This is a genomic window from Caproicibacter fermentans, from assembly GCF_014303955.1.
GTDB lineage: Bacteria > Bacillota > Clostridia > Oscillospirales > Acutalibacteraceae > Caproicibacter > Caproicibacter fermentans.
In genome coordinates, this window is sequence record NZ_CP060286.1 from 210674 (window position 1) to 236216 (window position 25543).

Consider the following 25543-nt stretch of genomic DNA (forward strand, 5'->3'; position numbering starts at 1 on the left):
TTCTGCGCGCTTTGTGAGTCGGATGACCCGAAACAGAGGGAGCGGTTGAAGAGTTATAATTATTACCTTAAACGCCGGTAAAACGGCAGAAGTGGAGCCGGTCATGCCAAAAAAATTAGTTGTATTGTCTTTCGACGCCCTGCAGACGGGCGACTTGGAATTGCTTTCAGGTTTGCCCTGGTTTTCGCGGATTCTAAAAAAAGCCGCGGTCGTGAAAAATGTCCGGGAAATCTATCCCACGCTTACCTACCCGATTCACACCACTATGATTACCGGAGTGCATCCCGACCGCCATGGCATTACACACAACCAGAAAGCCCGGATCAATCCCGATGACCCCGATTTCAGCATCATGGGCTCGGACTGGTACTGGGAAAAGGAAAATATTAAGGTGAAGACGCTGACGGACGCCGTCTGGGAACAAGGCGGCAGTGTCGCCACGGTGCTTTGGCCCGTAACGGCGGGGGAGAAGAGGGGCTACAATCTTCCTGAAATCTGGCCCGTGAGGGGCGGGGGAGAGGACCCGAAATCGGTGTATGAGAAGGCTGCTTCCGATAACGTTATGAGCGATTACTACGGCCGTTTTGTCGGGCATTACAACTGGTCCGATAATGAGGATATGTGTTATTACGGCGTTGAGGTCGCTCTCGACCTGCTGAAAACCCAAAGGCCGGATCTCCTCCTGTGCCATGTTGTGATGCTGGACCACACGCGCCATTTGTACGGCGACCAGGGAAATGAAGTAAACGACTGCCTCCGCGAGCTTGACATCATAGCGGGACGCTTTGTCGAGGCCGTCCGGGAGGCGGGAGAATGGGACAGCACGAATTTTGTGATTCTTGGGGACCACGGTCAGATTGATATTGAAACCGTCTTCAACATCAATTCCGTGTTCAAAGACATGGGACTGATCCGAACCGATGAAAAAGGAAAGGCGGTGGATTATGACGCTTACAGCTTTTCCGCCGGTTTCTCCGCACAGGTTTTTCTGAACGAACCGGGAGACCCTCAATGGGTTCAAAAAGTATACCGCGTCCTTGAGGAAATCAGGAGAAAGTATCCGCGGTATCTGGAACGGATTTATACCGCGGAAGAGGCGGAGGCGGAAGAACAGCTGCGGGGCGGCTTTTCCTTTGTTTTGGAAGGAACGGAAGGGACGCTTTTCGGCAACGAGGTATCTGTTCCCGCCGTCATTTCGGCCGACTCACCTTTGTTTCAGTTCCACAGAGCGATGCATGGCCATCACCCAGATAAAGGGGATAAGCCGCCGTTTTTGGCGTTTGGACCCGATATTCTGCCGGGAGTTCGGCTTGACAGCGGGAATATGATCGATGTTTGTCCGACTTTTGCAAAACTGGCACGGGTTGATCTGCCCGCAATGGAGGGGAAGCCTTTCCCAATTTTAAAGGCTTAACCTTCTAAGCTCCGCCGATGAGAAGCTGAAAGCCTGAGGTTTGCTTTTTTGCAGACCTCAGGCCTTTCTGCGTATTGTACCGAAACCGTCGGTGCTGCCGGTGAGACCGCCCCTTCCGTATTAAATTTCGTTCGCTTTTGCTCGTATTGTGTGGGAGAGGGCAGGGGATGAGTCTTGCGATCCCGATGAGCGCCATTATCCTGCGCAGTTTTTCGCATGCCTCTTTGTTAAGTTTCTGAAGCCGCTTGTCCTTAATAATTCTTAAGATTTTCCCTCTTACCGGATAATTTGTTTTCGATATCATTAAGAAATGGAAGATTGGTTCCCTCCGGCGTTAAAAAGTCGGCCCCCAGAGAGATATGCTGGAAGTTACATACCGGACGAGTTGCTCCGCTATCACCTCAGCGGAAAGGGAAAAGTTTTCATCGATCCACCAAAGAACGGCTCCGACAAAAATCGACACGACGATCTCCAAATAAAGCGTTTCATCGATCGGAAGCGTCTTGATGCGTGGGCGGATCGCGTCCCATTCCGCAAGGATCTTTTCCTTTACGATTTTCTTGAGTTCCTTGAGAAAATTGTAATTTCCGTTGACACCGAGAAGGGTTTGATAGAGCGCGCGGTCCTCCTCAACGGCGCGGAACAGCGAAAGCACCATGGTGTGATAGAAGGAAAGATTGATTTTTCCGTTGCCGTCGACGATTTCTTCCGGGTTGACGATGCGGACGATTTTTTGGATGGCTTTCTGCGTAATCCGGTCCAGCAGGTCATATTTGTCCTGATAGTGAGCGTAAAAGGTGGAACGGTTGATTCTCGCATAAAGGCACAGGCTTCTGACGGTGACGCCGTCGAACCCTTTTTCGCCGATCAGGCTCAGCAAGGCGCTTTCTATCGCTTCCTGCGTTTTTTGAACGCGGAGATCCGGTTCCTGCATGGTGCCGTGCCCCTTCCTTTCAAAGTTTTCCAACAGAAATGCCGCAGCTGTTGGTTAAACGGCATTTTTCACTGAATTAGCGGTTGCTAATTCTTGTGAAATCATTATAATGCAAACGGGTGAAAAAAGAAAGATAGTTTTAACGGTTTACTAATCTGGCTTTCAAGGAGATTTTTCATGGATTTTATCACATTGGAAGACGTGGAACGGGAGTACCGCGTCGGGGATAACATTATCAAAGCGGTGGACGGCGTCAGCTTCGCATTGGCACAGGGGACTTTCAACGTCATACTCGGCCAGAGCGGAGCGGGGGAAGACCACCATCCTCAACCTTCTGGGAGGGATGGATTCTCCGACCTCCGGAACCATTTCTGTGGGCGGTGAAGAAGTTTCCGGCATGGAGGAGCGGGAGCTCACAAATTACCGCAGAACAAAGATCGGCTTTGTGTTTCAGTTTTACAATTTGGTGCCGAACCTCACTGCGCTGGAAAACGTCCAGCTTGCTGAGGAGGTCTGCCGAGACCCTCTCGATGCTCAGGAGATGCTTGACCGGGTTGGTCTTTCGAAGCGCATGGACAACTTTCCGAGCCAGATGTCCGGCGGCGAGCAGCAAAGAGTCTCCATCGCCAGGGCCCTTGCGAAAAACCCGCAGATCGTTCTGTGCGACGAGCCGACCGGCGCGCTGGATTCCGTCACGGGCCGAAAGGTGCTGAAGCTGATCCGCGACGTTGCCATCGACCTTGGCAAAACCGTTGTTATCGTGACGCACAACGCGCCGATAGCCGAGATGGCGCAGACGGTCATTCATATGCGGGACGGAAAAATCGCGGAAACAGAGACTCACGAGCATCCGAATGATGTGGAGGAAATCGTATGGTGAGGGGGGCTCTGTGGAAAAAGACAATCCGGGACATGAAACAGTCGAAGTCCCAGTTCGTCTCCATCCTTATCATGGCGACTCTGGCGGTCAGCATCGTGACGGGCCTCGACAGCATCTGGTTCACCATTCAGAACCACGCGGACGCCATGTACCGGTCGACCAGTTTGTCCGACCTTTGGGTGACCGTCGCCAACCCCGTCGGAGCAGCAGCTGTGGGGAATCAAGCAGATCGACGGGGTCACGCGGGTGGAGCAGCGCTATTGCGCTGACGCGGACACGGACCTTCCGGGAAACCCCACGCTGCGGGTTTACGCGCTGGACGACCGCAGCACGCTCGACCAGCCGGACGTGCAGGAAGGCTCCTTTGAAAAATATGGAGGCGGAGCGGTCCTGGATGAAAATTTTGCCGAAAGCAACGGGCTTAAAATTGGGGACGTCGTTTCCATCAAGCTGAACGGCGCCTGGGTCCGGGTTCCTATCACCGGGCTGGGACTGAGTAGCGAACAGATCTTTGCGGTGAAAAACTCCGCGTCGCTGATGCCTGACTCGAAGAGCTTTGGTTTTCTGGTTGTTCACGTCGGAACGCTGGAGAGCGTCTACGGCAGGAAGGTCTACAATCAGATCAGCGTCCGGCTCGCGTCCGGAACGGATGTCCCGCAGGTGGAGCGGCAGGCCGACGCGGTGATCGGAAAGGAACTGATCGGGATTGTCTCGCAGAAAGACAGCGGCAGCGTTAACAGCGTCGATTCCAGAATTCAGCAGTTCAGGACGCTTGGCATCGTGTTCCCTCTCCTGTTTTTCATCGTGACGGCGCTGATCACGCAGAGCACAATGGTGCGCCTGGTGGAAAATCAGCGCAGCCAGATCGGAATCCTGAAGGCGCTGGGGTATTCCAGACGGAGTATTCTGTGGCACTATACCTCCTATGGCGTGGTCATCGGCTTATGCGGCTCTCTGCTGGGGCTGGCGATTGGGCCCAATGTATTCGGCAGGATTCTGGTCCCGAGGGTTAAGCTGACGTTCAGCGATTACCGGATCAGTGTTAATTTCTTGCATTTCTTTCTCGCCATGGCGCTGATTCTGATTTGCACGGGCGGGGTTTCCTTTTACGCCTGCCGCAAGCTTCAGGGGGACACTCCCGCAGTGCTGCTCCGGGACAGGCCGCCCAAAAAGGGGAACCACATTTTTCTTGAATCCCTCCCGTCTCTCTGGAGAAAATTGAAGTTCAGCAGCAAACTGATTGCCAGGAACACCATGAAAAATAAGGGCCGCCTGATGATGAGTACCGTCGGAGTCATGGGCTGCACCGGCGCAATCCTTGCGGCGCTGACGATCCGGAGCATGATTTCGGGGATTACGGTGCAGATGTATGGAACGACGTTCAACTATGACCAGAAAATTCTTGTGGACCAAACCAAAACGGACACCCGCTATCTTGCTAACCAGGAACTAAATGGGATTGTGCAGCAGACGGAGGAAAGCAATCTTGAACTGATTTGCCCGGACGGCCAGAGAAAAATGGAGCCGCTGACCATCACCTCGAAAAACAGTCCGCTGATTCATCTGCAGGATGTCTCCGGCAACCCGGTCTCTATTCCTGAAAGCGGCGTCGCCGTGAGCCGCAAGCTTACCGAAACGCTCGGCGTAAAGCCGGGTGACAGCATTCAGATCAAGCGCACGGATCAAAAATATGTTACGGTCCCGGTCACTCAGGTTTTCTACCTCGCCTCCGGACAGGGGATCTTTCTGTCGGATACCTATTGGGAATCCCTTGGGGAAACCTTCAAGCCGACCGCGCTGCTGGTTAAATGGAACGGCGTTCCGAATGAGAAATTCCTTTCCAGCGACGCGGTCAAGGAATCGGTGACCCGCGAAAGTCAGCGCTCCGGCCTTTCCAGCAGCACGCAGGTGGTAAACATCGCGGTGGCAATGATGATCGTGATGGGCGCGGCGCTGGCATTCGTCGTTCTGTACAACACCAGCATCCTCAATTTCACCGAGCGGATCCGGGACCTCGCCACACTGCGGGTACTCGGGTTCTACCACGGCGAAATCCGAAATCTGGTGTTGATCGAAAATTATTTTTCCGTTTTGCTCGGGATGATTTTCGGCATTCCGGTCGGAAGGTCGATTTCCTGGATTGTTGCAAAAAATCTGGACAACAGACTGGACCTTTTCGGAACGATCACGCCGCAGAACGTGCTGATCGCCGGAATCCTGACTCTGCTTTTCGCGTGGATCATCAACCGCGCGGTCGCAAAAAAAATGAAAAATCTCGATATGCTCTCGGCACTGAAGAGCGTCGAATAGAATCAACCTTCAGGGGGTTTACAGATGAAAAACTGGATCACAAAGGGAAAAGAGTGGGCCGTAACCCATCGAAAAACGGTTTTGCTCGCGGCCGGAGCGCTGGCCGCTCTTCTGGTGGTTTTTGGCGTTTTCCATGCACGGGCGGGCATATCCTCCGAGACGGAGGACGGCACGCCATCCGGCACGGCGGCACATAGCGGCGAAATCGACGCCTGGGGCGAAGTAAAGTACAGCCGGTCCGTGGATGTAATCGTCGATTTTCCCTCCATCGTGACAAAAGTCGATGTGAAGGAAGGGGACCGGGTGACTTTGGGCCAGCCCCTCGTTACACTGGACCTTTCGGAGTACCAGGCGGCGCTCACGAAGCTTCAGGGCGCGCTTTCAGCCAACCAGGCGGGGCTCTCCGCAGCCACGCAGGACACTGCGGCGCTTGAGGCGGACATCGCCGAAACGCAGAGCGTCCTGAGCCGAAAGACAAGTGAGTACCATAAGGGAACCAGCCCGGACCTGCAGCTTCTGCAGAATTCGCTGGCGCTTACTCAGAAAGAGGTCACGAACGCCAAACAGGACGTTCAAAGCTACCAGGCCCTGTACAATTCGGGCGCCGTGGCAAAATCCGTGCTCGACCAGTACACGGACGCGCTGGACCAGAAACAGAAGGCATTGACGGATGTTCAGGACAACCTGACGAAAACTAAGAACGCTCTGAAGGATGAGATCAACCAGCTCAGTGTGTCGCTGAAATCCAAACAGGCGCAGCTTGCCGCACTGAACGACAGCAATACGGCGAATCAGGAAAAGCAGAAAAGCGGAATCTCTTCGGCGCAGGCGGACCTGGATGTCATGACGGCGAAAACGCAGAAGGACTACCTCAAAGGAAACCAGATCGTTTCCGACCTGAAAAACGGGATCGTGCAGAACATTGCCGTTAGCGACGCCGACCATCTTGGAACGCAGAATCAGCCGACCAAAGTGCTGCAGCTCATCGACGCGGATTCACTCACGGTGAGCGCCGAGGTGGATGAGGAATTTATCGGCAGGGTGCAGGTAGGCGAAACCGTTCAAATCGTACCGACCTCCGCGCCGGACGCTTCGCTTTCCGGCACCGTCACGCAGATCCCGAATCTCGCGGTTGAAAAGGACGGCAAACGCGTCGTCCGTGTACTGGTAAAGCCCAAGGACCCCAAAAACCTGCTCAAACCCGGGTACACGGCGGACGTGTATTTTCCGGTGAAATAAGGAGGAGTCTATGATGAAATTTCAAAAAGCGACGGCGATTTTGCTCTCAGCGCTGCTGCTCTGCGGCGCGGTCCCGGCTTTCGCCGCGGATACGTCGGACGGCACCGAACCGCAGGTGCTGACTGTAAGTTACTCGGATCTTGAAAATTACGTCCGTTCCAGCAACCAGACCATCCGTGCTAACAAACAGACGCTGGAAGCCCTGCAGGACAATGACCTCGCCGAACAGAAAATCGGCGATCTTCATTCCAGCGCCGCTTCGCTCTCCGGCGTGAGCAAAATGCTTCAGCAGGCGGATGCCGCCGTAAACGCGCTTCCCGCTTCGACACAAACGCAGTCGATCGACAAGTCGCTGCAGGGAAGCATCGCATCCATCAGCGCGATTTGTTCCATCCTTGACAGCGAGGCGGACCAACTGGAAACAGACGATGACCAGATTGACAAAACGGAGCTTCAAATGAAAGACGCGGCCGACCAGATTGTCGTCGCCGCGCAGAAGCTGTTTGTAACCTACCACATCCTGGATTCACAGCGCTCCGTGCTGACAGAACAGCAGCAGGTGCTGGCCGCCGCTTATCAGGCCGACCAGCTTCGGGCGCAGGTCGGGCTGATGTCGCAGACCGACCTTCTGAACGCGCAGCAGCAGCAAAACACGGCGGCCGACCAACTGGCCAAGCTGGTCAGCCAGATGAAAGCCGTCAGGGATAACCTGAGAATTTTGCTGGGCTATTCTGATGATTACAGTCTCAAGATTTCCTTAATGCCGCAGGCTGATTCCGACAAAATCGCCAAGATGAACTATGACGCCGACTACCGGACGGCACTGGACAGCAACTGGACTCTTCGGGAAAAACGGAAGGAAATTGACATCGCCGACGAGGATTACGACAGAGACCTGGATTCCACGGTCGAAACCCGCAAAGCGGCTCTGCTGAACCGCGATTTGGCTAAAAATCAGTTCGACGCGGCTTTTCGGCAGGCGTATGACGACGTGGCGCTGAAACAGTCCCTTGTAACCACGGCGCAGTCCGCTTACGACGCAAAGGAGAAGGCGCTGGAGGCCGTCAAGCAGAAAAATTCTCTCGGAATCGCCTCCGAGCTTGACGTAAAAAACGCGCAGATGGACTGTGACAGCGCGAAAGCTTCTCTCAGCCAGGCGCAGTACGGCCTGTTTTCTTCCCAGGAACAGTACCGTTGGGGCCTGCTCGGAGTTTTGGATCTATCTTCTTCCGGCGGCTAAATATATTTGAAACCGACAGAAAATATGGTAAGATGAGAAAAGTATAAGAGCCGGGAGGGGTAAGAATGGGGAAAATTCTGATTGCAGACGACGACCGCGAGATTGCTGAGCTGATTTCCGATTCTCTAAGCGACGAGGGATACGAATGCCTTCTTGCCTTTGACGGGGAAAGCGCTCTGACAAGCATCAAAAATGATTCGGAAATTGCGCTGATTATTCTCGATATCATGATGCCTGACGTCGACGGACTGGAGATTTGCCGCCGAATTCGGGAAACTGTTTCCTGCCCGATTCTGTTTGTCACTGCGAAAAGCCGCACGTTTGACGCCATGCTCGGCTTTGAGATGGGTGCGGACGACTATATCACAAAGCCGTTTGTCGTGGAAGAACTTGTCGCCCGGGTCAAAGCGCATCTGCGCAGGGAGCGGCGGAGCCGGCAGGCAAAGCCGGCGCTTCTGGAAGCGGGAGACGTTTGTCTGAACGTTGAAAGCTACGATGTTACCGTCCGTGGGGAACCGGTTAACCTCTCCCTGCGGGAATTCCAGCTTCTGCGCTTTCTCTGCGAGAACGCGGGAAAGGTGCTTTCGCGGGAGCAGATTTTCCAGTCGGTGTGGGGAATGGATTACGGCGATATCGGTACGGTGGCCGTCAACATCAAAAACCTGCGGGATAAAATCGACCGGGACGGCCGCCGCATTAAGACCGTCTGGGGCGTTGGGTATAAATTCGTAAAGAATGAGGGGAACGGCAGTGAGCATTAAAATCAAGCTCCCCTTCTTTATCCTGCTCGCCATGCTGTGCAACTTCCTGCTCATCGTCGGATATTACCACTTTTATCTTTCCACTCAGATCTCCGAAACGAGCAACGAGGTTCAGGAGGAACTGCAGAAAGAGACGGACCGCATTTCCGCCGAACTGAAGAACCGCGGCGACGCCGTCGCCCGACTTGAAAAAATCTCTGAAACGGAACATCTCCTGATCCTGGTTCAGGACGAAACGGGGAATATTCTGTTTCAAAGCGGAAACAAGATGGGCGTCAAATTTGAGCACCGTGCTTCCGCCCTTTTTCCCTTTCAAGGGAAAATCTGTATTCTTCAGATTACAAAAGGGGTTTCCATCACAAATCTTTCCGCGTTTCAAAACGCTCATGATTTGCTTACAACGGAGCTTGGCATCATTTTTATCGTTTTGGTGCTGAGCGGCGTCTATATTTATGTGCGGTATGCAAAGCAGGTCGTTTCCCTGCAGAAAAAAATGGAACGCTATCAGTCCGGGATCCGGCCCGAGCGAGTCAAACGCCGCGATGAAATCGGTCAGCTTCAGAACCGGTTTGCCGATCTGACAGACGCGCTTGAGGAGGAAAAGCAAAAACAGGACCGAATCATCGTTTCCATTTCCCATGACATCAAGACACCGCTTACCTCTGTAATGGGTTATGCGGAACGCCTGAAAAAGAAATCCCTGACCGAAGAAAAACGGGAGCAGTATGTCGATACCATCTACCGTAAATCAGTCGTCATTAAGTCCCTGATCGACGATTTTGACGAGTACCTCAGCTACCATGCCCCGTCCTCGCTCCGAAAGCAGCTGATCACGGTAGAACAACTTGGGCAGGTGCTGCAACTAGAATACGGCGAAGAACTCCGGGAGAGGGGCGTTCCGTTTTCCCTGAAAATCGGCTGCCCCCAGGTTAAGCTCGCCGTGGACCTTTCGAAGATTCGGCGCGTCTTCGGAAATCTGATTGACAACAGCCTCAATCACAGAAGCAAAACACCGCTGGAAATCTCCGCTGTCTGCAAGAGAGAGAACGGCAGCGTGATTTTCTCAGTGGAAGACAACGGCACCGGCGTAAAAAACGAAGAGGAACTCAGAAAGATTTTTGAACCGTTCTATACCTCGGACAAGGCCCGTGCCTTTGCGGGCCTCGGCCTATCGATCTGCAGGGAAATCGTCGAGGCGCACGGAGGCAGCATTCATGCGGAAAACCGGAGGGAAGGCGGTTTGCGCGTCATCTTCTGTCTGCCGGAGGAATGCGGGACGGGCCGACATCTGATTAAAAAATCCTGAAGATAATATAGAGTATGTCACCCGAACCCATTGGGACCTTTGCTTTTAGTGAAATCCACAGACAAGCCGGTGGGACTTCCGCGGTGCCGGACAAGCATGTTCCCTGCGGGGGTTATTGCAAGACAGCTCGAAAAAGAAGTCGGAGCAACCATACCCAAAAGGATTGGCTGCTCCGGCTTTTGTTGTAACGAAAATCTGTTTTCCGGGGCGTGAGGAAAAATGTAAGCGGAGCCTGACCTGTAATCCCGCTGATTGCGGTTTTAGAACATAAGCAGCTTCCATAAAAGTGCGAAGTGCTTTAGCAGGGAGGGACAGGGGTGAGAAACGCTTTGCAAACCATGTGTTTGACGCGTGAATTGAATTTTGGCAAATCAGTTCAGGGCCAAAGGAAACTCTATTTTCATGTGAAGGATGCATCCTTCCAAAGTAACATCAGCGATTTTCCCATTCATTTTTTCTATTAGCGTCTTTACAATGTAAAGGCCAAGTCCCGATCCGCTGCTGTTTCGGGATTTGTCCGCTGTATAAAAGCGCTCAAACAGATGTTTGATATCATTCGCCTTTAGATTTGGCGCGGGATTACGAATGGACAAAAAAGCATAGGATCCGGACGCTTCCAAACTGATTCCGACATTTCCTTTTGCATAACGTGACGCATTGTTCAGTAAATTTTGGATGATGCGTGTGCAGGCAACACAATCACCGGTGATCCAGACGGGATGACTAGGGAGATGAACGTTAAGAGTAATTCCAAGTCTATGAAACAGTTCATATTGGCCTGCTAAAACATCACCAAGCAATCGGTTTAAGTCCAGCTTCTCTGTTTTAAGCGGTGTTTCCCTGACATCCAGTACAGACAGTTCATACAGATTGTTGATCATGGATTTCAGGGCATGTGCCTTATTATCGACGGTTTTCAGATATTCCTTGCGCTTTTCATCCGGGCACTCGGGATTCTGAGACAATTGCAGATATCCTAAAATCGAAGTCAGTGGTGTCCGCAGATCATGGCTAAGATTTGCAATCGAATCTTTTAGTTGAAGATCACTACGGCGTACTTCAATACGCAGTTTTTTTTGCAATTCTAAGTTTCGGTTAATCGCAGCGGCAAGTTTGTTGAGATCGTCGTCAATCAATGCAACCGTTACCATTTTTTCTGTCTTCTCACTTGTGCGTTCGTTCAGTTGAACGGTTATATTACGAAATTGTCGCTTTAGGCGAAAAAGGCGGGTTCCTAAAATGAATGCTGCAATACAGACGCCCAATAGGATCCAGATCATTTTTCACCGCCTTCTTCCTTTGCTATTTTAATTCACATCTGCGGAATACACAATAAGCGATGCTTAAAAAGAAAATTGTCCAGCCTACGGCTACACCGGCAGTCCAAAACATCTGTAAAGGAGTAAGCGTTGAATATAAGGCATATCGCATTAAGAATGCGGGATGCAGGTACAACGAAAGCGACGGATTTATTGGATAAATTGTCCCATGAACCTTTGGAACAGCTTGTTCCAAAGCCGGCATTGTCCAGCAGGCGACCAAAAGGAACAATGCGGAAGTGGTTATCGTTTTGGCTGTGTCTCTGAGAAATGCCACAATAAGGATACAGGCCGAGAAAAGTGAAAAATTCAGTAACAGCAATAGTACAATAGCACGAAATAGATAAGGGATCATTTCTTCTGCGGAAGGTGATGGAATGCTTCCCACCCACCGTAGACAGCCAACGAATACTGCCAGGAAAACGGCGATGTTTGGAACAGAAAATCCTGTTATGCATTGACTGAAGAATATGGATTTCCGACTGTGGCCCGCTGCAACCTCCTGATCGACTGTCCGATCAGAGAATAGCTGACCAAGCATCATTGCGGTAAACGTGTCGCTGATAATCAGCAATGGGTAAATTGTGTCCGCCGTTAGGGCTGCAAAAAAGCCTTTGATGTTATAAGAAACGCCTGCAACCATAGGGGGATCTGTCAGGTATTGCAATCCGGTGGAATTTGTAATTAGAAGAGTGAATGCACAGCATACCACAAGTGTGATCCCCAAAATCGGATTATGCCTTATTTCAAACCATCTGTGTTTTAGCAAATTACTCATTTTACACCTCTCAGCAAAGCTCTTCGTTCCGAAAAATCAAAGAAGAAATGGCAAACAGGGATACCGACCATAGGCTCCCCACCAGTATGCCATAAGCCGGAGAAACTGTGCCGTTTACCATAAGGAGCAAGATCCCAGCCGGGAAAACATGTGCAAGCATATTGGCATGTGGGCCATTCAGCAGCAGGATCATAACAAAGTACAGGATGATCGGAATACCGATGGTGCGACCGACATCGCGGAAGCAGACTGCCGCCAACAGTGAAAAAGTTCCGATTGCAAACCCGAGAATGAGAAGTGCCGCAATCAAACCTGCCAACTGTAAAATTGCACCCCGGGAAAGCGCAGTACCCCACCCGTTCCTTACGGTACAGGTAATGGTAAGGAATAGGGGGAAAATAAACAATATAACATCAATCGCGATTAAAAAAGCGCTGGTCTTCGCCAAAAGTACGGCTACACGGCTTTTTCCTGCCATCAATGCATGATACAGCGTTCGGTCCGCGAAATCACTGCCAATAAAGAGGCCCCCGTAGATGCACGATATCAAAATTGTAAGGATCTCTTTTCTCATCATTTCCGAAAGTGCTTGATTCCCTGACATGCTGAAGATTGCACTGCCGGAGATTACAATCATATTAAATGCTATGATTACAATGAGGGTTATCCAGAATGTTTTGTCGTGAAAGAGTTTATACCTTTCTGCGTGTAACAATTTTCCCATATCACCGGCCTCCGATTTTATGCAGAAAATAGTTTTCCAGACTGTCACCGGCAAGGCTGAGGCCAGTTACGAGCAAACCTGCCTGTGCAAGAATCCGCGCCACATCTTCCATGTTGTTCAAATGATCATAAAGCCGCACTGTATTATCAGGCATGACATGAAAATTTGTCGTGTGAAGAGCGTTTTCCAGCGCGGCCGCCGTTTTAGAGGCATCGTTTGTTTTAATGGCGATATGCCGCTTGCATTTTTCATCCAGCTCATTTTGAGTTAATTCTTCCAATACGCGGCCTTTATGCAGCAGGATATAACGTGTGGCTGTCTGATACAACTCGCTGAGGATATGGCTGGAAACAAGAAGTGTAATTCCTCTTTCACGATTGAGCCGTTTCATAAGTTCCCGGATTTCCACAATTCCTGACGGATCAAGGCCGTTGATCGGTTCGTCAAGAATTAAAAATTCAGGGTCATTCAGCAGAGCCATTGCAATGCCCAATCGCTGGCGCATGCCAAGCGAAAAATGACGCACGCTTTTTTTACCTGTATCTGACAAGCCAACCAGTTTCAATGTTTTGCCGATACATTCTCGATCCGGAATGCCTCGCTGAATTCGTTGAGCCTCCAGATTCTGTTCAGCGGTCATGTTTTTATAAAGCGCAGGCGTTTCCACCATGCACCCTATGCGGGCGCGCTGCATTTGCAGTTCTTTTTCCCCAAGTTTTCCAAACAACGATATGCTTCCCTCTGTCGGAAACGATAAGCCTGTGACAAGACGTATCGTAGTGGTTTTTCCCGCGCCGTTTTCGCCGATAAAACCATATATCTCGCCGCGCTGCAATGAAAGATTAATATGATCGAGCGCTAATGTGTGCCGGTATTTCTTCGTTAAATTTCTCGCTTCAAAAACGGTTTCTTCCATTCCGTTCATCTCCCTTTGCCATTTATTATGAATGGCAATTTTCAAGAGTTTCTAAAGAGATTCTAAAAAGATTCTAAAGAAATCGCCCGTTCTCATGTAAAACAAGAACAGGCGACAAATTTGATTAGGAATTGACAGCAAGTTTATATCCGATGCCCCACACTGTTTCGATAAATTCCCGATCGGGGCAAACAGTTCTTAATTTTCGTCTTAGATTGCTGATGTGAGTATTGACAGCATTGTCATCGTAATTGTATTCTTCATCCCAGACACTTGTAAAAAGATTGGCCTTCGTAAATAATTTTTGCGGATTTTCCATAAGCAATCGAAGTATTTTTATTTCAGTTCCCGTTAATGAGACAAATCTCCCTGCCACTTTGCAACAATTGGTTTCCGTATCAAATTCCAAAGGTCCAGCGACAAGCGGAGAGGACGAATAACCTCGACTTCTCCGTAAGTTACTTTCCACTCTTGCCAACACTTCCTCGTTGTCAAAAGGTTTGGTGATATAGTCATCCGCGCCTGTGCGAAGCATATCCACCTTCACTGCCGTTTCATCCTTGGCGGAAATGATAATAACAGGAGTATTGGAAAACCGTCGATAGCTTTTAAGTAATTCTTCGCCTGAAATCTCGGGAAGCATTAAATCCAGGAGTATCATATCAAATTTGCTGTTCTTCATAGTTTCGGATGCGGCTTTCCCTGAGAATCGAGGTACACAGCAATAGTTATTTTCAGTCAATATATTGCAAAGCAAACGGCTGATTTCCTTATCATCTTCAATAACCAGAATTTTTGGCATGCCATATCACCCCAGACAATTATAGCACAAATTGTGTGCCTGATAAAATATGCACCTCATCCTTTTATCACCCGAATCGTGTCAATCATTCGTCGGACCATGTTGTCTGATTTTTTAAACAGTTCCTCACCGCTTGTTAGGTCAGTGAAATACCATAAAACGAGGCCAACTTGCTTTCTGTTTTATATTCGGGTAAAGTAAGTTTACAAAAGAGGACATCAGAAGCGAAGATTAAAATTCTTTTATGCTGTATGATGATCGCAGGAAGGTGAAAAAATGGAATGGCTGAAGAAGAAGACAAATCCACGGAATCATCAAATGCTCCGGTAACTGAATTGATTTTCCATTAAAAGTCCACGTAGAACTGATATATGGTGGATTCATATACATCGTAGCCCACATAATTACCGGAATATCTTTATCTATATATTCAGGGCTGCCCGGTCGATCTGCCCCTTTTTCACAGGCATGCCAATGGGAACATGCGCTTCTTTTCCCTGACCCTTGGATCGGAAACGGTTAAGGGCTTTAAACTCGGCGTATTGGAGCGTGGTGTCACCCGCCAAAAGGCGGAACGGCATAAGGAAGTGTAAGAACACAATTTGCAACTGTCAAAAATCGAGAAGAAAAGCCTATTATCTATGGCGATTTACCATCCCCATCATCATGCATTATGCAGATGACGGGAATTTTTTTATACTGAGTAGCACCATTAGTTTCACGCGTTCCTGCTCACGGAGGCAAAAGGTGATATTAGCCGACATGATTCGACTGTTGCAGAAATGGCTTTTTCGCTGTCTTTCTATATGGAAGCAAATATCGATTTATCATGGCACTAATCCAGCATCCAACGGTGTCTGAGTTTCAAACCAAAGAAATTTAATTCCTCACTTTGCCAACAGAGATGTGCGGAAGACGTGGTCTATGGATGCGTTTTCCGTCTTTTTTAAGCGGGTGCCCCAGAATGACGAAAAATTAATTAGAAGCGTTTACAAATATTGGAATCTCACCTCTTTATCAGTTGAAAGGTGGGATATCCAATGACTGCGGATTTGATTACTCAATCCCATAGCGGTAACGCTGACGCTACCATTGCGCTGATCAATCAATTCAACCCCGTTGATAAAGGAATTTGCTTATCAGCTGCATGAGGATGACGCTTACAATGATCTCCTGGTCGATTTTGTTCAACTCATTCATGACATTGACCTTGACAAAATACATAATCGGTGCGATGGGTGCCTGGTGTCGTATATTGGCAGAGCAATGAAATGTGCCTTTATTAAGAAGTCCAAGCAAAAAAAGTCATTGCAAGAGATCGTTTTAGCCTCGGAACTAGAGGATGATCAAATTTACCATATTGAATCTTTATTGTCCCAAAGGGATAGCTATTTTGAACAAGAATTGCCCGGTATCGAATCCGTTTTGACAAAACCGGAGGCTTCAGTAATACGAATGATCTATATCAATGGTGATTCAGTTTGTGAAGCCGCACAGCGGCTTGGAATTTCCAGACAAGCTGCCAACCAAATGAAAAACCGTGCGCTCAAGAAGTTGAAAATGCAATTCGTGGACAAGCCTTGAGCGGGGGTGGTGACAATGGAAAAAATTTTAGAAGACTGCAAAATACTTCTTGTTTGTATGGGAGGTCTTCTGGGATGGCTGTTAGGGGGCTTTGATTCTTTAATTTACGCTTTGGTTGCGTTTGTTGGATTGGATTACGCAACAGGTGTTCTGCTGGCTATCCATGATAAGAAACTTTCGAGCGAAATCGGATTTCATGGCATATGCAAAAAAATAATGATTTTTACACTCATCGCGCTGGGACACGTAATCGATCAGTATGTCATTGGTACAGGCAGTGCTCTCCGCACAATGCTGATTATGTTTTATTTATCCAATGAAGGAATCAGTATCATAGAAAATGCAAGTGAGATGAGCATCCCGATCCCCGATAAGCTAAAAGACGTTTTACAGCAGCTCAGTAAGAATAATGATGAAAAAAAGTAAACCTTCATTTTGAGGGTTTACTTTTTCTTTGCCAGCCTCTCCTTAATAAATAGACTTGCAAGTCAAAAATTTATAAGGAGGATTTTATTATGGCTACATTATCAGGAACAGTGAGTAAACTTTCATCCGGAACGAGAGGGGCAGATACAGCTACAAAGCTAACCGCAACATCTGCAGCAAAACTTAAGGAACCTCTGATTTAATCCGCCCCTCTACCGAAGAGAGGAGAACTCTGGTAAAATAGAACTATCAATTCACAGGCGGTGCAGAGAAATGAAAAAGCAACAAACTTTTACGGATATCGAATATAGCTGCAGAAAGAAGAAAACACGGCGGGAAGAGTTTCTGGAAACCATGGACGAGATTATCCCGTGGGAAGAGTGGGTCGGTATCATTGCGCCGTATTATCCCCACGGCAAACGGGGACGTCCACCCATGGGCATAGAACGGATGCTGCGGATGTATCTGCTGCAGATCTGGTTCAACCTTTCCGACCCGGCTACCGAGGACGCAATCTATGACAGCTATGCCATGCGTAAGTTTACCGGCATCGATTTCATGACGGAGAATGTCCCGGATGAGACGACGCTTTGCAAGTTTCGGCACCTGCTGGAAAAAGACGGGCTAAACAAGCTGTTTTTTGACGCCATTAACCGCGTCATGGTAGCTACCGGCCACATGATGAAAGGCGGCACAATTGTAGACGCTACCATCATCAACGCACCCAGCTCTACAAAAAATGCGGAGAAAGCACGCGACCCGGAGATGCATCAAACAAAAAAGGGGAATGAATGGCGTTTCGGCATGAAGTGTCACGCCGGCGTTGACGCCGGCAACGGGCTGGTTCACACGATAGAGGTAACTGCCGCCAACGAACATGATGTGACCGCAGCGGCGAAACTCATCCGTAAGGATGACGAGGTGGTCTATGGTGATTCCGGTTATCTTGGTATTCAAAAGCGCCCGGAGGTTCGGAATGACGCGCATTTATCCAAGATCGACTACCGTATCAACCGCCGTCCGCACAGTCTGCCCAGGGTTTCCGACAATTCCATTGATTGGGAGCGTCTCATCGAACATCGCAAATCCTCTGTGCGATGCAAAGTGGAGCACGTTTTTCGCATCATCAAATGCCAATTTGGCTACACGAAAACCCGGTACAGAGGCTTAATGAAAAACGAGAACCGGCTGTATGCCATGTTCGCGTGCGCAAATCTCTATATGCTGGCAATGGCAGGTCGAAGTTTCAGTGAGACCTGACAAGGGAGAAGTGCGCCCATTTCCGCAAAAGTGGAAATAAATTCAGGAGTATAGCGTCGAAATTCGACGTAATCATTCAGTTGGAACGCCTCTTGAATCCCTTTTCGCTGAATTCCTCTTCCTGCGCCATTTGTTCAGAGGTTCCTTAGTAATAATACCGTAATTCTGAACTGGTTTTTAGGAATAGCGGGACTTATCATAATTGCCCTTTTATATATTGAACTTTTCCGGGTACCATATGCCCGGGACATCAAGAAAAAAGAAAGACAATATATCACCTCCAAACGCAACGCTAATGTCAACCTATCCTGGGAAAATCACAAGAAGGAAGGACTGCTGCTGCCACGATTTCAGATATTAGACGGAGAAATTTTCCCGGCCTGTTTTATGGATGCGGATGGAACCCCAATTAGTACGGCATTTTGTCTTGTCCTTCATAAACTTTCCTGGTCTGATAACTTTCATTGTGCCTGCAAAATTCATTTTGTCTTAGATGATGTCCCCGAAGAAAAATTATTGCAAAAAGGGAATCGGTTGTATCTTTATCATAATTACAAGAAAATAGCGACAGGAAGTGTGTTGTGATCGCCAAGTGCTCATTATTCCGCTTACATGCAGTCCGTAATATTGACATATATGAATTAAATAAACATTGAACTAAACTGCTAACGCAGTGGCCCCCGAAATTTAAAAATGCTGCCATAAAAAGGAACTGTTACGAATATTGTAGCATTTCCTTTTTTGTATGTAAATCCTTTAAAATAGTAACGGTACTGCGGTACAAATTTGCTTTTAAAGGAGTTAGTACAATGACAAAAGAAGAAATCTTACACAAACTGGTTCAGGATATTCGGCTACGAGGTTTAAGTGAGGACACCGTAGCGGAATATCAGACCAAAGCACGCGTGTTCATGGAGCATTTCGACAAACCCGCTGACCAGATGGGTGAGGCTGAATTCAGAGAATTTCTTCAATATTTACAGGATGAACGCAAGCTGTCTCCTGCCAGCATCAATACCTACAACAGTGGGCTGCGGTTTCTCTACGAGATAACGCTGGAACAAAACCTCAACTACAAACGCATTCCAAGAGTCAAGGAACCGATTCTCCTACCCAATATCATGACCGTCAAGGAGATTGAGAAGTTTTTCGGCGTCATAGACGACCTGCGCTACAAGGCAATCTTTCTCACCGTGTATGGTTCAGGTTTACGGCTCAGGGAAGTCCGCCATCTCAGAATTTCTGATGTAGACAGTGAGCAAATGCGATTGTTCATTTACCAGAGCAAGGGTAAAAAAGATCGGTTTGCCGTACTCTCTCAAACCAGTCTTACAGTCTTGCGGGAATATTGGAAAGCATACAGGCCAAACCACCCGGAAGGGTATCTCTTTCTCAATCGCGCCGGTACGGAATGTATTCTAACCGCGCTATTCAAGACGCTTTTAAAAAATATCGCGATCGTGCCCAGTTAACGTGTCAAGCCACTGTACACACCCTACGCCATTCCTATGCCACACACCTGTTAGAATCGGGAGTCAGCATATTTTACATTCGGCAGTTGCTCGGACATGCCACCATTTGGACGACTACTCGATACCTTCACGTTGCCAATACTGATATCATGAAAACCAAAAGTCCGTTGGATACCATGACTGAGAAGAAAAAGCGCGGACGTCCACGCAAAGTAGTTGCCGATGATTGAAGTGCAGGATATTTTAAATGAATACGGGCAGGAATATCGCCAAAAGCACCGGATTTCCTATGTGCAAAGCAAGGTCATGTCCGCAATCCAGAACTGCCGCACGGCCAAGTTGGGAGGACACATTGATGTCTGCGAGAATTGCGGCCATACACAGATTTCCTACAATTCCCGCAACCGGCACTGTCCAAAATGCCAGACTCTTGCCAAAGAACGATGGATTGACGGGCAGAAAAGCAGCCTTCTTAATGTCGGCTATTTTCATGTGGTATTTACAGTGTCGGATGAGTTGAACCCAGTCATATACCAGAATCAGAAAACAATGTATACGCTCCTATTTCAAGTTGTAGCCGAGACCTTACAGGAGCTGGCTGCCGACAGAAAGTATCTCGGCGCAACGCTTGGCTTTACTTCTGTGCTCCATACATGGGGGCAGAATCTCATGTTCCATCCCCACATTCACTGCATTGTTCCGGCAGGCGGATTAAATATTCTCGGCCAGTGGGTAAATTCACGTAAGAAGTTCTTTCTGCCAGTAAAAGCCTTGTCGAGAAAATTTAGTGGAAAGTTCCTCGCATATCTCAAATTCACAAAGTTGGAATTTCATGGCTCGCAGAAGTATTTAGAGGATGCCTGCAATTTTCAGCACTTGCTGGATTCCTGTTACAGTAAGGATTGGATTGTTTACTGCAAGCCTCCGTTTAAGAATGCTTCCTGTGTGGTGGAGTACCTTGGACGGTACACACACCGCGTTGCCATTTCCAACAACCGTATTCTTAAACTCGAAAACGGACAAGTCTCTTTCAAGTGGCGGGATTACAAAAGTGACAGCATGTGGAAAGTAATGACAATTTCAGCGGAAGAGTTCATACGGCGGTTTCTCATGCATATTTTGCCGCCTGGATTTATGAAGATTCGGCATTACGGGCTGCTCGGTAACCGCAACAAAAATGCCAAGCTGAAAGTCTGCAAACAGCTTACCCATACACCGATTATCCTTAAAGAAAAAGCTTCCACCCTCGACCTGATTCGAAAAATTCTGGGCAAGGACATCTCTAAATGCCCTGTTTGTGGCTGCGACAGACTTCATCACTACATGGGTCTGTCACCACCAGCCATTGCTTGAACTGTATACCTCAATTCAACGCCCGTTTGGGGAGGGGGAAGCTATGCTTATTTTACCATATTTCTCGTACTATCGCAGACCTTCTTCTCTGCTATATATGAAAAGCTGATTTTTATTGTATGTTTTAGGAAAGCCAAAGAATTCAATCCCCATAGCTCCTGCCTCGCCATCCGCAGTTAAGTTCAATGGCAATTATCCAACATTTAGCGGCAGCTTACTTCTTACTTTACTCTCGTGCTTCTCATCTGAGGCACGAGCTTTTTTTGCCGCTAAATCTCGGATAACTCACTACTCATAATGTGAAGTTCGAAATGGAGACAGCTTAATCTAGTATGGATAATGCGGCACTTTCATATCTATACATAGTTAGCCTAGATCCATACTTCCTCCTGAGTAATATACTGTAATATTTCATAATAAAACTTTGAATTGGTATGTTCTGTATTTGTAACTTAAGTAATGATTGATTATCCGAACTCAAGCAAGATAAGTTAAAATTTTCAGCCCAAAAAAGGTAAGATGGAACCTATCAATGTTTGACAAAGAAGATGTTCCTATGGTTACTTTAATCTCGCAAACCATTACACCTAAATTTTGTAATTTAGTTAAAGATCGAATTATATATGCCCAGTCTACTATAGTATTTCCGTTCTTATCAGAACAATATAAATTGAGCAATATACTTGGATCTGTAACATTTTTTGATAGTCCAAAATATTGTGCAAAGTCAACCCAAAATATTGTATTTTGTGCAAATTATACATTTCTATCAACCCAGATTTTTTTCTTATAGCCGGTATTTGTTTCCGCTGCTTTTAAAGAGTCCTGTTGTTTTTTGGTGGTCTGCTGTGCTTCCTGCGTCACCGTTAGCTGGTGACTTTTTTTCCCATTTTTTTGAAATGAAATAAGCTCCATAAAGTAAATGTCATCCGCATTTAATTGTTGAATGATTTCGCAAGCATGTTCAGGCATACTGTAATTGTCTGTCATAACTAATTCAATTAGTGCCTTTTTAAACGCATCTATTGTTTCGGGTAATGCCGAAAGAAACATATGTTTTAAATTATTACGAACAGCATAATATTTATGTTCATCAGTGGCAAGTCCTAATAATCTGTCTTGAAAATCTTTAATATTAATATGTTGCTGATATATTGTTTTCTCAAGGGCCTTTAAACGCCGGTCAATCAGGTGAGTGTCAAAATAATTCCAAATTTCAACTACCACACCACCGACTATTGGAATTTTTCCAAGTCCACCTTTTAGAATTGCTTTATATAATTCAGGGTCTTTTATGATTGGCATAACATCACTATTCATCGTATTTCCCCATGACATATTTTTTTAGCCATACTTATTCTCAGCTATTCCGCAAATAAGAAGTTCTGCAAAAGTGACTGGTCTCCCATTGTGCTCATTAAGTAAAAGAGATATTCATATACTTACCAAACGGATTAATAATGAATGCTGCCACTTTCCATTATGAGACCACCATTATTATCAATATAAAAAGCATAATCACCAAAGAAATCTATGTTATCCCATATGTCTCCCACCAGTTGTAACAAGCGAGAACCAGGCAATGGGACTAAAACTCGTTTTCCTTCAGTAGTTGCAATCGTATAATAAATATATATTAAAACTTGATACAAACCAGCCAGAGCCAATATGGTGTATTTAAGATTTGCAAATTTAAAATATTCCTTTGTTACAGATTCAATAGACCCAGAACCTGTTCGATCATGCTTTATTTTGTTATAGGCAGTCCACCAATATGGGCGCTCCTTGTTCCAATTTTCCCATGGTTGCAATATAATATCTGTGCTTTTCACGGAAACTATCTGTTTACAAAAATTCGGTTTTTTCATCTTAATTAGGCTTCGATAATCCCCAATACGAGTTCCAGTAAAAGTCGGTTTCAGCAGTTTACAGTATACTTTTAATATAATATCTACTTCGCTTCCAATTTCTAATATTAACTTTGCGTATGTTTCGGAGTAAGTCAAATAGTTGTCAGTATCTAAAGAAACATATGTTAACGTATTAATAAATTCTTTTTCCAAGGAAATAAAATGTGCCCAGTATACTTTACTGAAATTACTATCTGTAAGCATTATTATGACCATTCCTTTCCGCTGCGCTGCAAGGCATAAAAGGATAATGAAACCTATATTTCCTAACGCAGCATTCAAATATTTGTTAAAATGTACTTGAGGAAACAGGCACACTACAGAGCACGTGGAGGTGAGTGGGCACAGCCTTGTCGGCTGACCGCATTATTATGTGTGCCGGATGCTCTTTCAAGCACAAATGAATGGGGCATTGTACCCCGTAAACTTATCTTTGGAGAGACAAACTACTCGTTTTTCAGTGAGCGTTCAGTCCCTGCCTGCGCCCTCAAATATTTTTTTGAGGGGATGTGTTATGCTCAGAATTGTGTATCCCACCTGTTGTGGGATGGATGTTCATAAATCCTTCGTCATAGCCTGTATTGCTTCGACCAATCCGCAAGGTGTCACCACCTACAAAAGCAAGCGGTTTTCCACTTTCACCGGGGATTTGCGGAGACTCGCCGTATGGCTTGCAGAAAATGATTGCCGGGATGTGTGTATGGAATCAACGGGAAAGTATTGGATTCCAATCTACAACATTCTGGAGCCGACATGCAAGAACGTTCTCGCTCACCCGAAGTATGTCAAGGCTATACACGGGAAGAAAACCGATAAAAAGGATGCAAAATGGATTGCCGACATATTTAAGCACGATCTTGTGTCCGGCAGCTTTATTCCACCCGCCGACATCCGCCAGCTTCGGGATTTGGTACGCTATCACTGGAAGCTTACCAATTTCACCACAGGTGAGAAAAACCGCGCTCAAAATTGCCTGACTGTTTCCAACATTAAGCTCGATGATGTTTTCTCGGATGTATTCGGAAAAGCCTCGTCCGCGATCATCGAGCACATCTTGCAAGACCCAAGCAAAAAGATCAAAGATGTTTCTGCTTTCAGAACCAAAGGAATGAAGGCGTCCAATGAAGAAGTCCTTGCCGCTGTGGACGGTGAAATGTGTGCCGAACAGGCTGAAAAGCTCCGCATCATCCGTTCCCACATGGACGGCCTAGAACTCTGCAAGCTGAATCTGGAATCCTTAATTCTTTTCACGGCGGAAAAGTATCTGCCGCAAATCAACCTTGTTCTAACGGTGCCGGGTATCCAATCCTTTTCCGCAATCGGAATCCTTTCGGAAATCGGAGTGGATATGTCCGTGTTTCCCACCTCGAAGCATCTGTGCTCTTGGGCTGGGCTCACGCCGCAGAACAACGAGAGCGCCGGGAAAAAGAAAACCACCAGAATCAGCCGTGCCGGAGCTTACATCAAGCCTCTGCTTGTACAATGCGCCCTGTGTGCCATCCGTGCCAAGCAAAATCCAGAAATCCGAAACCGTTACCTTTCTTTGAAAAAGCGCCGCGGCCACAAGAAAGCGATTATTGCCATTGCCAGAATGCTGCTGACCGCAATTTACAACATTCTTAAAAAGAACGAACCGTACAACCCGGATTTATACCATCAATCTGACAAACCTCCGGTACACCGTGAGGTTTCTGCGGACGAGGCAATTTTTATCTTGCAACGACAGGGTTATCTGGTCTCTAAGCCTGCGAGTACACCGTAGAAAATTATCCGATTTTTTGACTGCCTCCGGGCGGTCTGCTTTGCTGTGCCCGTTCAAGGTTAGTGCTCAAATTACCTTGTTTCAAACTTAATATACCTCCAATTAATAAACATTAGTGAAGTTAATGCGTAAAATCTTTTTATGCCCCGCCATTGGCCGAGCTTCCTATAATTGCTATAATACGTCATTGCCGTGCTCCTGGGCAGCAGCCCTAACCTTGTCCAGCAAATACTTTCTTCCACCATTATATTCTCACAAAACAGTAAATTCAACGAAATATGCTAAGAAAAACATAAAAAAGCGGAACCAGTTCCGCTTTTCATAAAAACGGACGCTTCAGGCTTTTACCCCGGAAGCGTCCGTAAATCTTTTCTATTCGTCTTTACACTGGGATTCTCGCCAGCTCCGGCGGTACCCGGTTCAGCAGCTCCATGGCGCTCTGCGCATCATCCAGCCATCGGTTCCTTCCATTCCCATCAAGAACAACCGGCATCCGGTCGTGAACATCCTGCATGGAGAAATTAGCGGCGGTCGTGAGAATCACAAATCTTCTTTCGCCCTGAAATTCATCGTACAATCCGGCCATATAGAGAGCATCGGTTCCAGGCAGATTAAACTGATATTTCACTTTGTTCGCGTCATGCGACCATTCAAAAAAGCCAGTGGAGGGTATCACGCATCTGCGGGAGGGGAGACACCTCCGGAACATGGACCGTTCCCGCACGGTTTCCACTCTTGCGTTGATGATAACGCCCTTGTTATATCGGTGCGGAAAGCCCCACACAATGGCTTCGGGCGTAACGGCGCCCCGTTCCCGGATTAAAACCGGCGCTTTGTCCGTCGGGAAAATCTCTCCTGTTTGAAACGTCTCGTTCTTTCTCTGCACTTCTTCCAGAATCTCGCGGATCTCTTTCAGATCCGGGTCGCTGAACAGAACGTATCTGCCGCACATGTTTTTTCACCCCGCGTTTTGTTTTGATTCGACAAACCACCGGTCCTGCTCCCGCCAGAGATACTTTTCCCGGCCCTGAATTCGGCAGGTGTAGCGGATCCCCGCGCCGCCGGCCTTGAGCGACGCGGCGGGGCGCACATCCAGCACCCGGTCGATTTCATACATCACTCCATCCGCCCACCAGATCGCGAGGGGGAGCAG

General features: G+C 47.6%; 23 protein-coding genes and 1 pseudogene. 14 read left to right on the plus strand and 10 right to left on the minus strand.

All coding sequences use genetic code 11. From position 1 onward, the window contains the following. The first annotated feature begins 103 nt into the window (after positions 1-103). On the plus strand, positions 104-1414 hold the full coding sequence (locus HCR03_RS01070; RefSeq protein ID WP_187036272.1) for an alkaline phosphatase family protein: 1311 nt from the start codon (positions 104-106) through the stop codon (positions 1412-1414). A 334-nt stretch (positions 1415-1748) separates the two neighbouring features. Here the strand turns inward: HCR03_RS01070 and HCR03_RS01075 are convergent, their stop codons facing one another. Continuing rightward, complete coding sequence (locus HCR03_RS01075; protein ID WP_187036275.1) at positions 1749-2348, minus strand: TetR/AcrR family transcriptional regulator; 600 nt, start codon at positions 2346-2348, stop codon at positions 1749-1751. Positions 2349-2525: 177 nt separating this feature from the next. Here HCR03_RS01075 and HCR03_RS01080 point away from each other — a divergent pair. From HCR03_RS01080 to HCR03_RS01105, 6 genes and pseudogenes are all read left to right on the plus strand, one after another. Next, a pseudogene (locus tag HCR03_RS01080) lies at positions 2526-3228 on the plus strand (ABC transporter ATP-binding protein). 246 nt (positions 3229-3474) lie between these two features. Further along, positions 3475-5538, plus strand: coding sequence for an ABC transporter permease (locus HCR03_RS01085; RefSeq protein WP_228725049.1), 2064 nt, complete (start codon positions 3475-3477; stop codon positions 5536-5538). Positions 5539-5562: 24 nt separating this feature from the next. Then, a complete protein-coding gene (locus tag HCR03_RS01090; RefSeq protein WP_187036277.1) occupies positions 5563-6777 on the plus strand; it encodes an HlyD family secretion protein in 1215 nt (404 codons plus the stop codon). Positions 6778-6787: 10 nt separating this feature from the next. Further along, positions 6788-8017 carry a TolC family protein gene (locus HCR03_RS01095; protein ID WP_187036280.1) on the plus strand — a complete coding sequence of 410 codons (1230 nt, stop codon included), beginning with the start codon at positions 6788-6790 and terminating at the stop codon, positions 8015-8017. A gap of 65 nt (positions 8018-8082) precedes the next feature. After that, the gene (locus HCR03_RS01100; protein ID WP_066642330.1) at positions 8083-8778 is read left to right on the plus strand and encodes a response regulator transcription factor; all 696 of its coding nucleotides are present in this window, start codon (positions 8083-8085) and stop codon (positions 8776-8778) included. Then, positions 8768-10084: a sensor histidine kinase gene (locus HCR03_RS01105; RefSeq protein ID WP_187036282.1), complete on the plus strand. Its 1317-nt coding sequence runs from the start codon at positions 8768-8770 to the stop codon at positions 10082-10084. The genes HCR03_RS01100 and HCR03_RS01105 overlap by 11 nt, the downstream gene beginning before the upstream one ends. 371 nt (positions 10085-10455) lie before the next feature. Here the strand turns inward: HCR03_RS01105 and HCR03_RS01110 are convergent, their stop codons facing one another. The 5 genes from HCR03_RS01110 to HCR03_RS01130 form a co-directional block, all read right to left on the minus strand. Next, entirely contained in the window at positions 10456-11364 is a 909-nt protein-coding gene (locus HCR03_RS01110; RefSeq protein ID WP_187036285.1) for a sensor histidine kinase, read from the minus strand. A gap of 22 nt (positions 11365-11386) precedes the next feature. Beyond that, entirely contained in the window at positions 11387-12181 is a 795-nt protein-coding gene (locus HCR03_RS01115) for a hypothetical protein (protein ID WP_187036287.1), read from the minus strand. Between the two features lie 10 nt (positions 12182-12191). Continuing rightward, positions 12192-12905, minus strand: coding sequence for a hypothetical protein (locus HCR03_RS01120; RefSeq protein WP_187036289.1), 714 nt, complete (start codon positions 12903-12905; stop codon positions 12192-12194). 1 nt (position 12906) lies between these two features. Continuing rightward, the gene (locus HCR03_RS01125; RefSeq protein WP_187036291.1) at positions 12907-13821 is read right to left on the minus strand and encodes an ABC transporter ATP-binding protein; all 915 of its coding nucleotides are present in this window, start codon (positions 13819-13821) and stop codon (positions 12907-12909) included. Between the two features lie 124 nt (positions 13822-13945). Then, the gene (locus HCR03_RS01130) at positions 13946-14623 is read right to left on the minus strand and encodes a response regulator transcription factor (RefSeq protein ID WP_187036293.1); all 678 of its coding nucleotides are present in this window, start codon (positions 14621-14623) and stop codon (positions 13946-13948) included. Between the two features lie 1245 nt (positions 14624-15868). Between HCR03_RS01130 and HCR03_RS01135 the strand changes: the two genes are divergently transcribed. From HCR03_RS01135 to HCR03_RS01155, 6 genes are all read left to right on the plus strand, one after another. Further along, entirely contained in the window at positions 15869-16207 is a 339-nt protein-coding gene (locus tag HCR03_RS01135) for a sigma factor-like helix-turn-helix DNA-binding protein (protein ID WP_187036295.1), read from the plus strand. A gap of 15 nt (positions 16208-16222) precedes the next feature. After that, positions 16223-16633, plus strand: coding sequence for a phage holin family protein (locus HCR03_RS01140; protein WP_187036296.1), 411 nt, complete (start codon positions 16223-16225; stop codon positions 16631-16633). A gap of 273 nt (positions 16634-16906) precedes the next feature. After that, entirely contained in the window at positions 16907-17893 is a 987-nt protein-coding gene (locus tag HCR03_RS01145; RefSeq protein ID WP_187036298.1) for an IS5 family transposase, read from the plus strand. A gap of 809 nt (positions 17894-18702) precedes the next feature. Further along, the gene (locus HCR03_RS01150; protein WP_267459204.1) at positions 18703-19365 is read left to right on the plus strand and encodes a tyrosine-type recombinase/integrase; all 663 of its coding nucleotides are present in this window, start codon (positions 18703-18705) and stop codon (positions 19363-19365) included. Then, entirely contained in the window at positions 19305-19595 is a 291-nt protein-coding gene (locus HCR03_RS19985) for a tyrosine-type recombinase/integrase (protein WP_267459205.1), read from the plus strand. The genes HCR03_RS01150 and HCR03_RS19985 overlap by 61 nt, the downstream gene beginning before the upstream one ends. Next, a complete protein-coding gene (locus HCR03_RS01155) occupies positions 19588-20718 on the plus strand; it encodes an IS91 family transposase (RefSeq protein WP_187036300.1) in 1131 nt (376 codons plus the stop codon). The genes HCR03_RS19985 and HCR03_RS01155 overlap by 8 nt, the downstream gene beginning before the upstream one ends. 756 nt (positions 20719-21474) lie before the next feature. On the opposite strand, the gene HCR03_RS01160 is transcribed toward HCR03_RS01155, so the two are convergent. Beyond that, a complete protein-coding gene (locus HCR03_RS01160) occupies positions 21475-22038 on the minus strand; it encodes a hypothetical protein (protein ID WP_187036302.1) in 564 nt (187 codons plus the stop codon). 134 nt (positions 22039-22172) lie between these two features. Further along, positions 22173-22832 (minus strand): hypothetical protein, encoded by a 660-nt coding sequence (locus HCR03_RS01165; protein WP_187036304.1) that lies wholly within the window; start codon positions 22830-22832, stop codon positions 22173-22175. 310 nt (positions 22833-23142) lie between these two features. On the opposite strand from HCR03_RS01165, the gene HCR03_RS01170 reads away from it, so the two are divergent. Then, entirely contained in the window at positions 23143-24390 is a 1248-nt protein-coding gene (locus HCR03_RS01170; protein ID WP_187034118.1) for an IS110 family RNA-guided transposase, read from the plus strand. A gap of 382 nt (positions 24391-24772) precedes the next feature. Here the strand turns inward: HCR03_RS01170 and HCR03_RS01175 are convergent, their stop codons facing one another. Next, positions 24773-25342, minus strand: a complete 570-nt coding sequence (locus HCR03_RS01175; RefSeq protein WP_187036306.1) for an SOS response-associated peptidase — start codon at positions 25340-25342, stop codon at positions 24773-24775. Between the two features lie 6 nt (positions 25343-25348). Further along, the gene (locus HCR03_RS20240; protein ID WP_330601097.1) at positions 25349-25507 is read right to left on the minus strand and encodes a hypothetical protein; all 159 of its coding nucleotides are present in this window, start codon (positions 25505-25507) and stop codon (positions 25349-25351) included. Between the last annotated feature and the right edge of the window lie 36 nt (positions 25508-25543).

Excerpts from the sequence above, each read along its gene's own strand:
- HCR03_RS01110 (WP_187036285.1), bottom strand. The coding sequence starts at position 11,364 with ATGATCTGGATCCTATTGGGCGTCTGTATTGCAGCATTCATTTTAGGA.
- HCR03_RS01150 (WP_267459204.1), top strand. The coding sequence starts at position 18,703 with ATGACAAAAGAAGAAATCTTACACAAACTGGTTCAGGATATTCGGCTA.
- HCR03_RS01170 (WP_187034118.1), top strand. The coding sequence starts at position 23,143 with ATGCTCAGAATTGTGTATCCCACCTGTTGTGGGATGGATGTTCATAAA.
- HCR03_RS01090 (WP_187036277.1), top strand. The coding sequence starts at position 5,563 with ATGAAAAACTGGATCACAAAGGGAAAAGAGTGGGCCGTAACCCATCGA.
- HCR03_RS01120 (WP_187036289.1), bottom strand. The coding sequence starts at position 12,905 with ATGGGAAAATTGTTACACGCAGAAAGGTATAAACTCTTTCACGACAAA.
- HCR03_RS01175 (WP_187036306.1), bottom strand. The coding sequence starts at position 25,342 with ATGTGCGGCAGATACGTTCTGTTCAGCGACCCGGATCTGAAAGAGATC.
- HCR03_RS01125 (WP_187036291.1), bottom strand. The coding sequence starts at position 13,821 with ATGGAAGAAACCGTTTTTGAAGCGAGAAATTTAACGAAGAAATACCGG.
- HCR03_RS01140 (WP_187036296.1), top strand. The coding sequence starts at position 16,223 with ATGGAAAAAATTTTAGAAGACTGCAAAATACTTCTTGTTTGTATGGGA.
- HCR03_RS01070 (WP_187036272.1), top strand. The coding sequence starts at position 104 with ATGCCAAAAAAATTAGTTGTATTGTCTTTCGACGCCCTGCAGACGGGC.
- HCR03_RS01145 (WP_187036298.1), top strand. The coding sequence starts at position 16,907 with ATGAAAAAGCAACAAACTTTTACGGATATCGAATATAGCTGCAGAAAG.
- HCR03_RS01130 (WP_187036293.1), bottom strand. The coding sequence starts at position 14,623 with ATGCCAAAAATTCTGGTTATTGAAGATGATAAGGAAATCAGCCGTTTG.
- HCR03_RS01075 (WP_187036275.1), bottom strand. The coding sequence starts at position 2,348 with ATGCAGGAACCGGATCTCCGCGTTCAAAAAACGCAGGAAGCGATAGAA.
- HCR03_RS01155 (WP_187036300.1), top strand. The coding sequence starts at position 19,588 with ATGATTGAAGTGCAGGATATTTTAAATGAATACGGGCAGGAATATCGC.
- HCR03_RS01095 (WP_187036280.1), top strand. The coding sequence starts at position 6,788 with ATGATGAAATTTCAAAAAGCGACGGCGATTTTGCTCTCAGCGCTGCTG.
- HCR03_RS19985 (WP_267459205.1), top strand. The coding sequence starts at position 19,305 with ATGTATTCTAACCGCGCTATTCAAGACGCTTTTAAAAAATATCGCGAT.
- HCR03_RS20240 (WP_330601097.1), bottom strand. The coding sequence starts at position 25,507 with ATGTATGAAATCGACCGGGTGCTGGATGTGCGCCCCGCCGCGTCGCTC.
- HCR03_RS01165 (WP_187036304.1), bottom strand. The coding sequence starts at position 22,832 with ATGCTTACAGATAGTAATTTCAGTAAAGTATACTGGGCACATTTTATT.
- HCR03_RS01100 (WP_066642330.1), top strand. The coding sequence starts at position 8,083 with ATGGGGAAAATTCTGATTGCAGACGACGACCGCGAGATTGCTGAGCTG.
- HCR03_RS01160 (WP_187036302.1), bottom strand. The coding sequence starts at position 22,038 with ATGAATAGTGATGTTATGCCAATCATAAAAGACCCTGAATTATATAAA.
- HCR03_RS01115 (WP_187036287.1), bottom strand. The coding sequence starts at position 12,181 with ATGAGTAATTTGCTAAAACACAGATGGTTTGAAATAAGGCATAATCCG.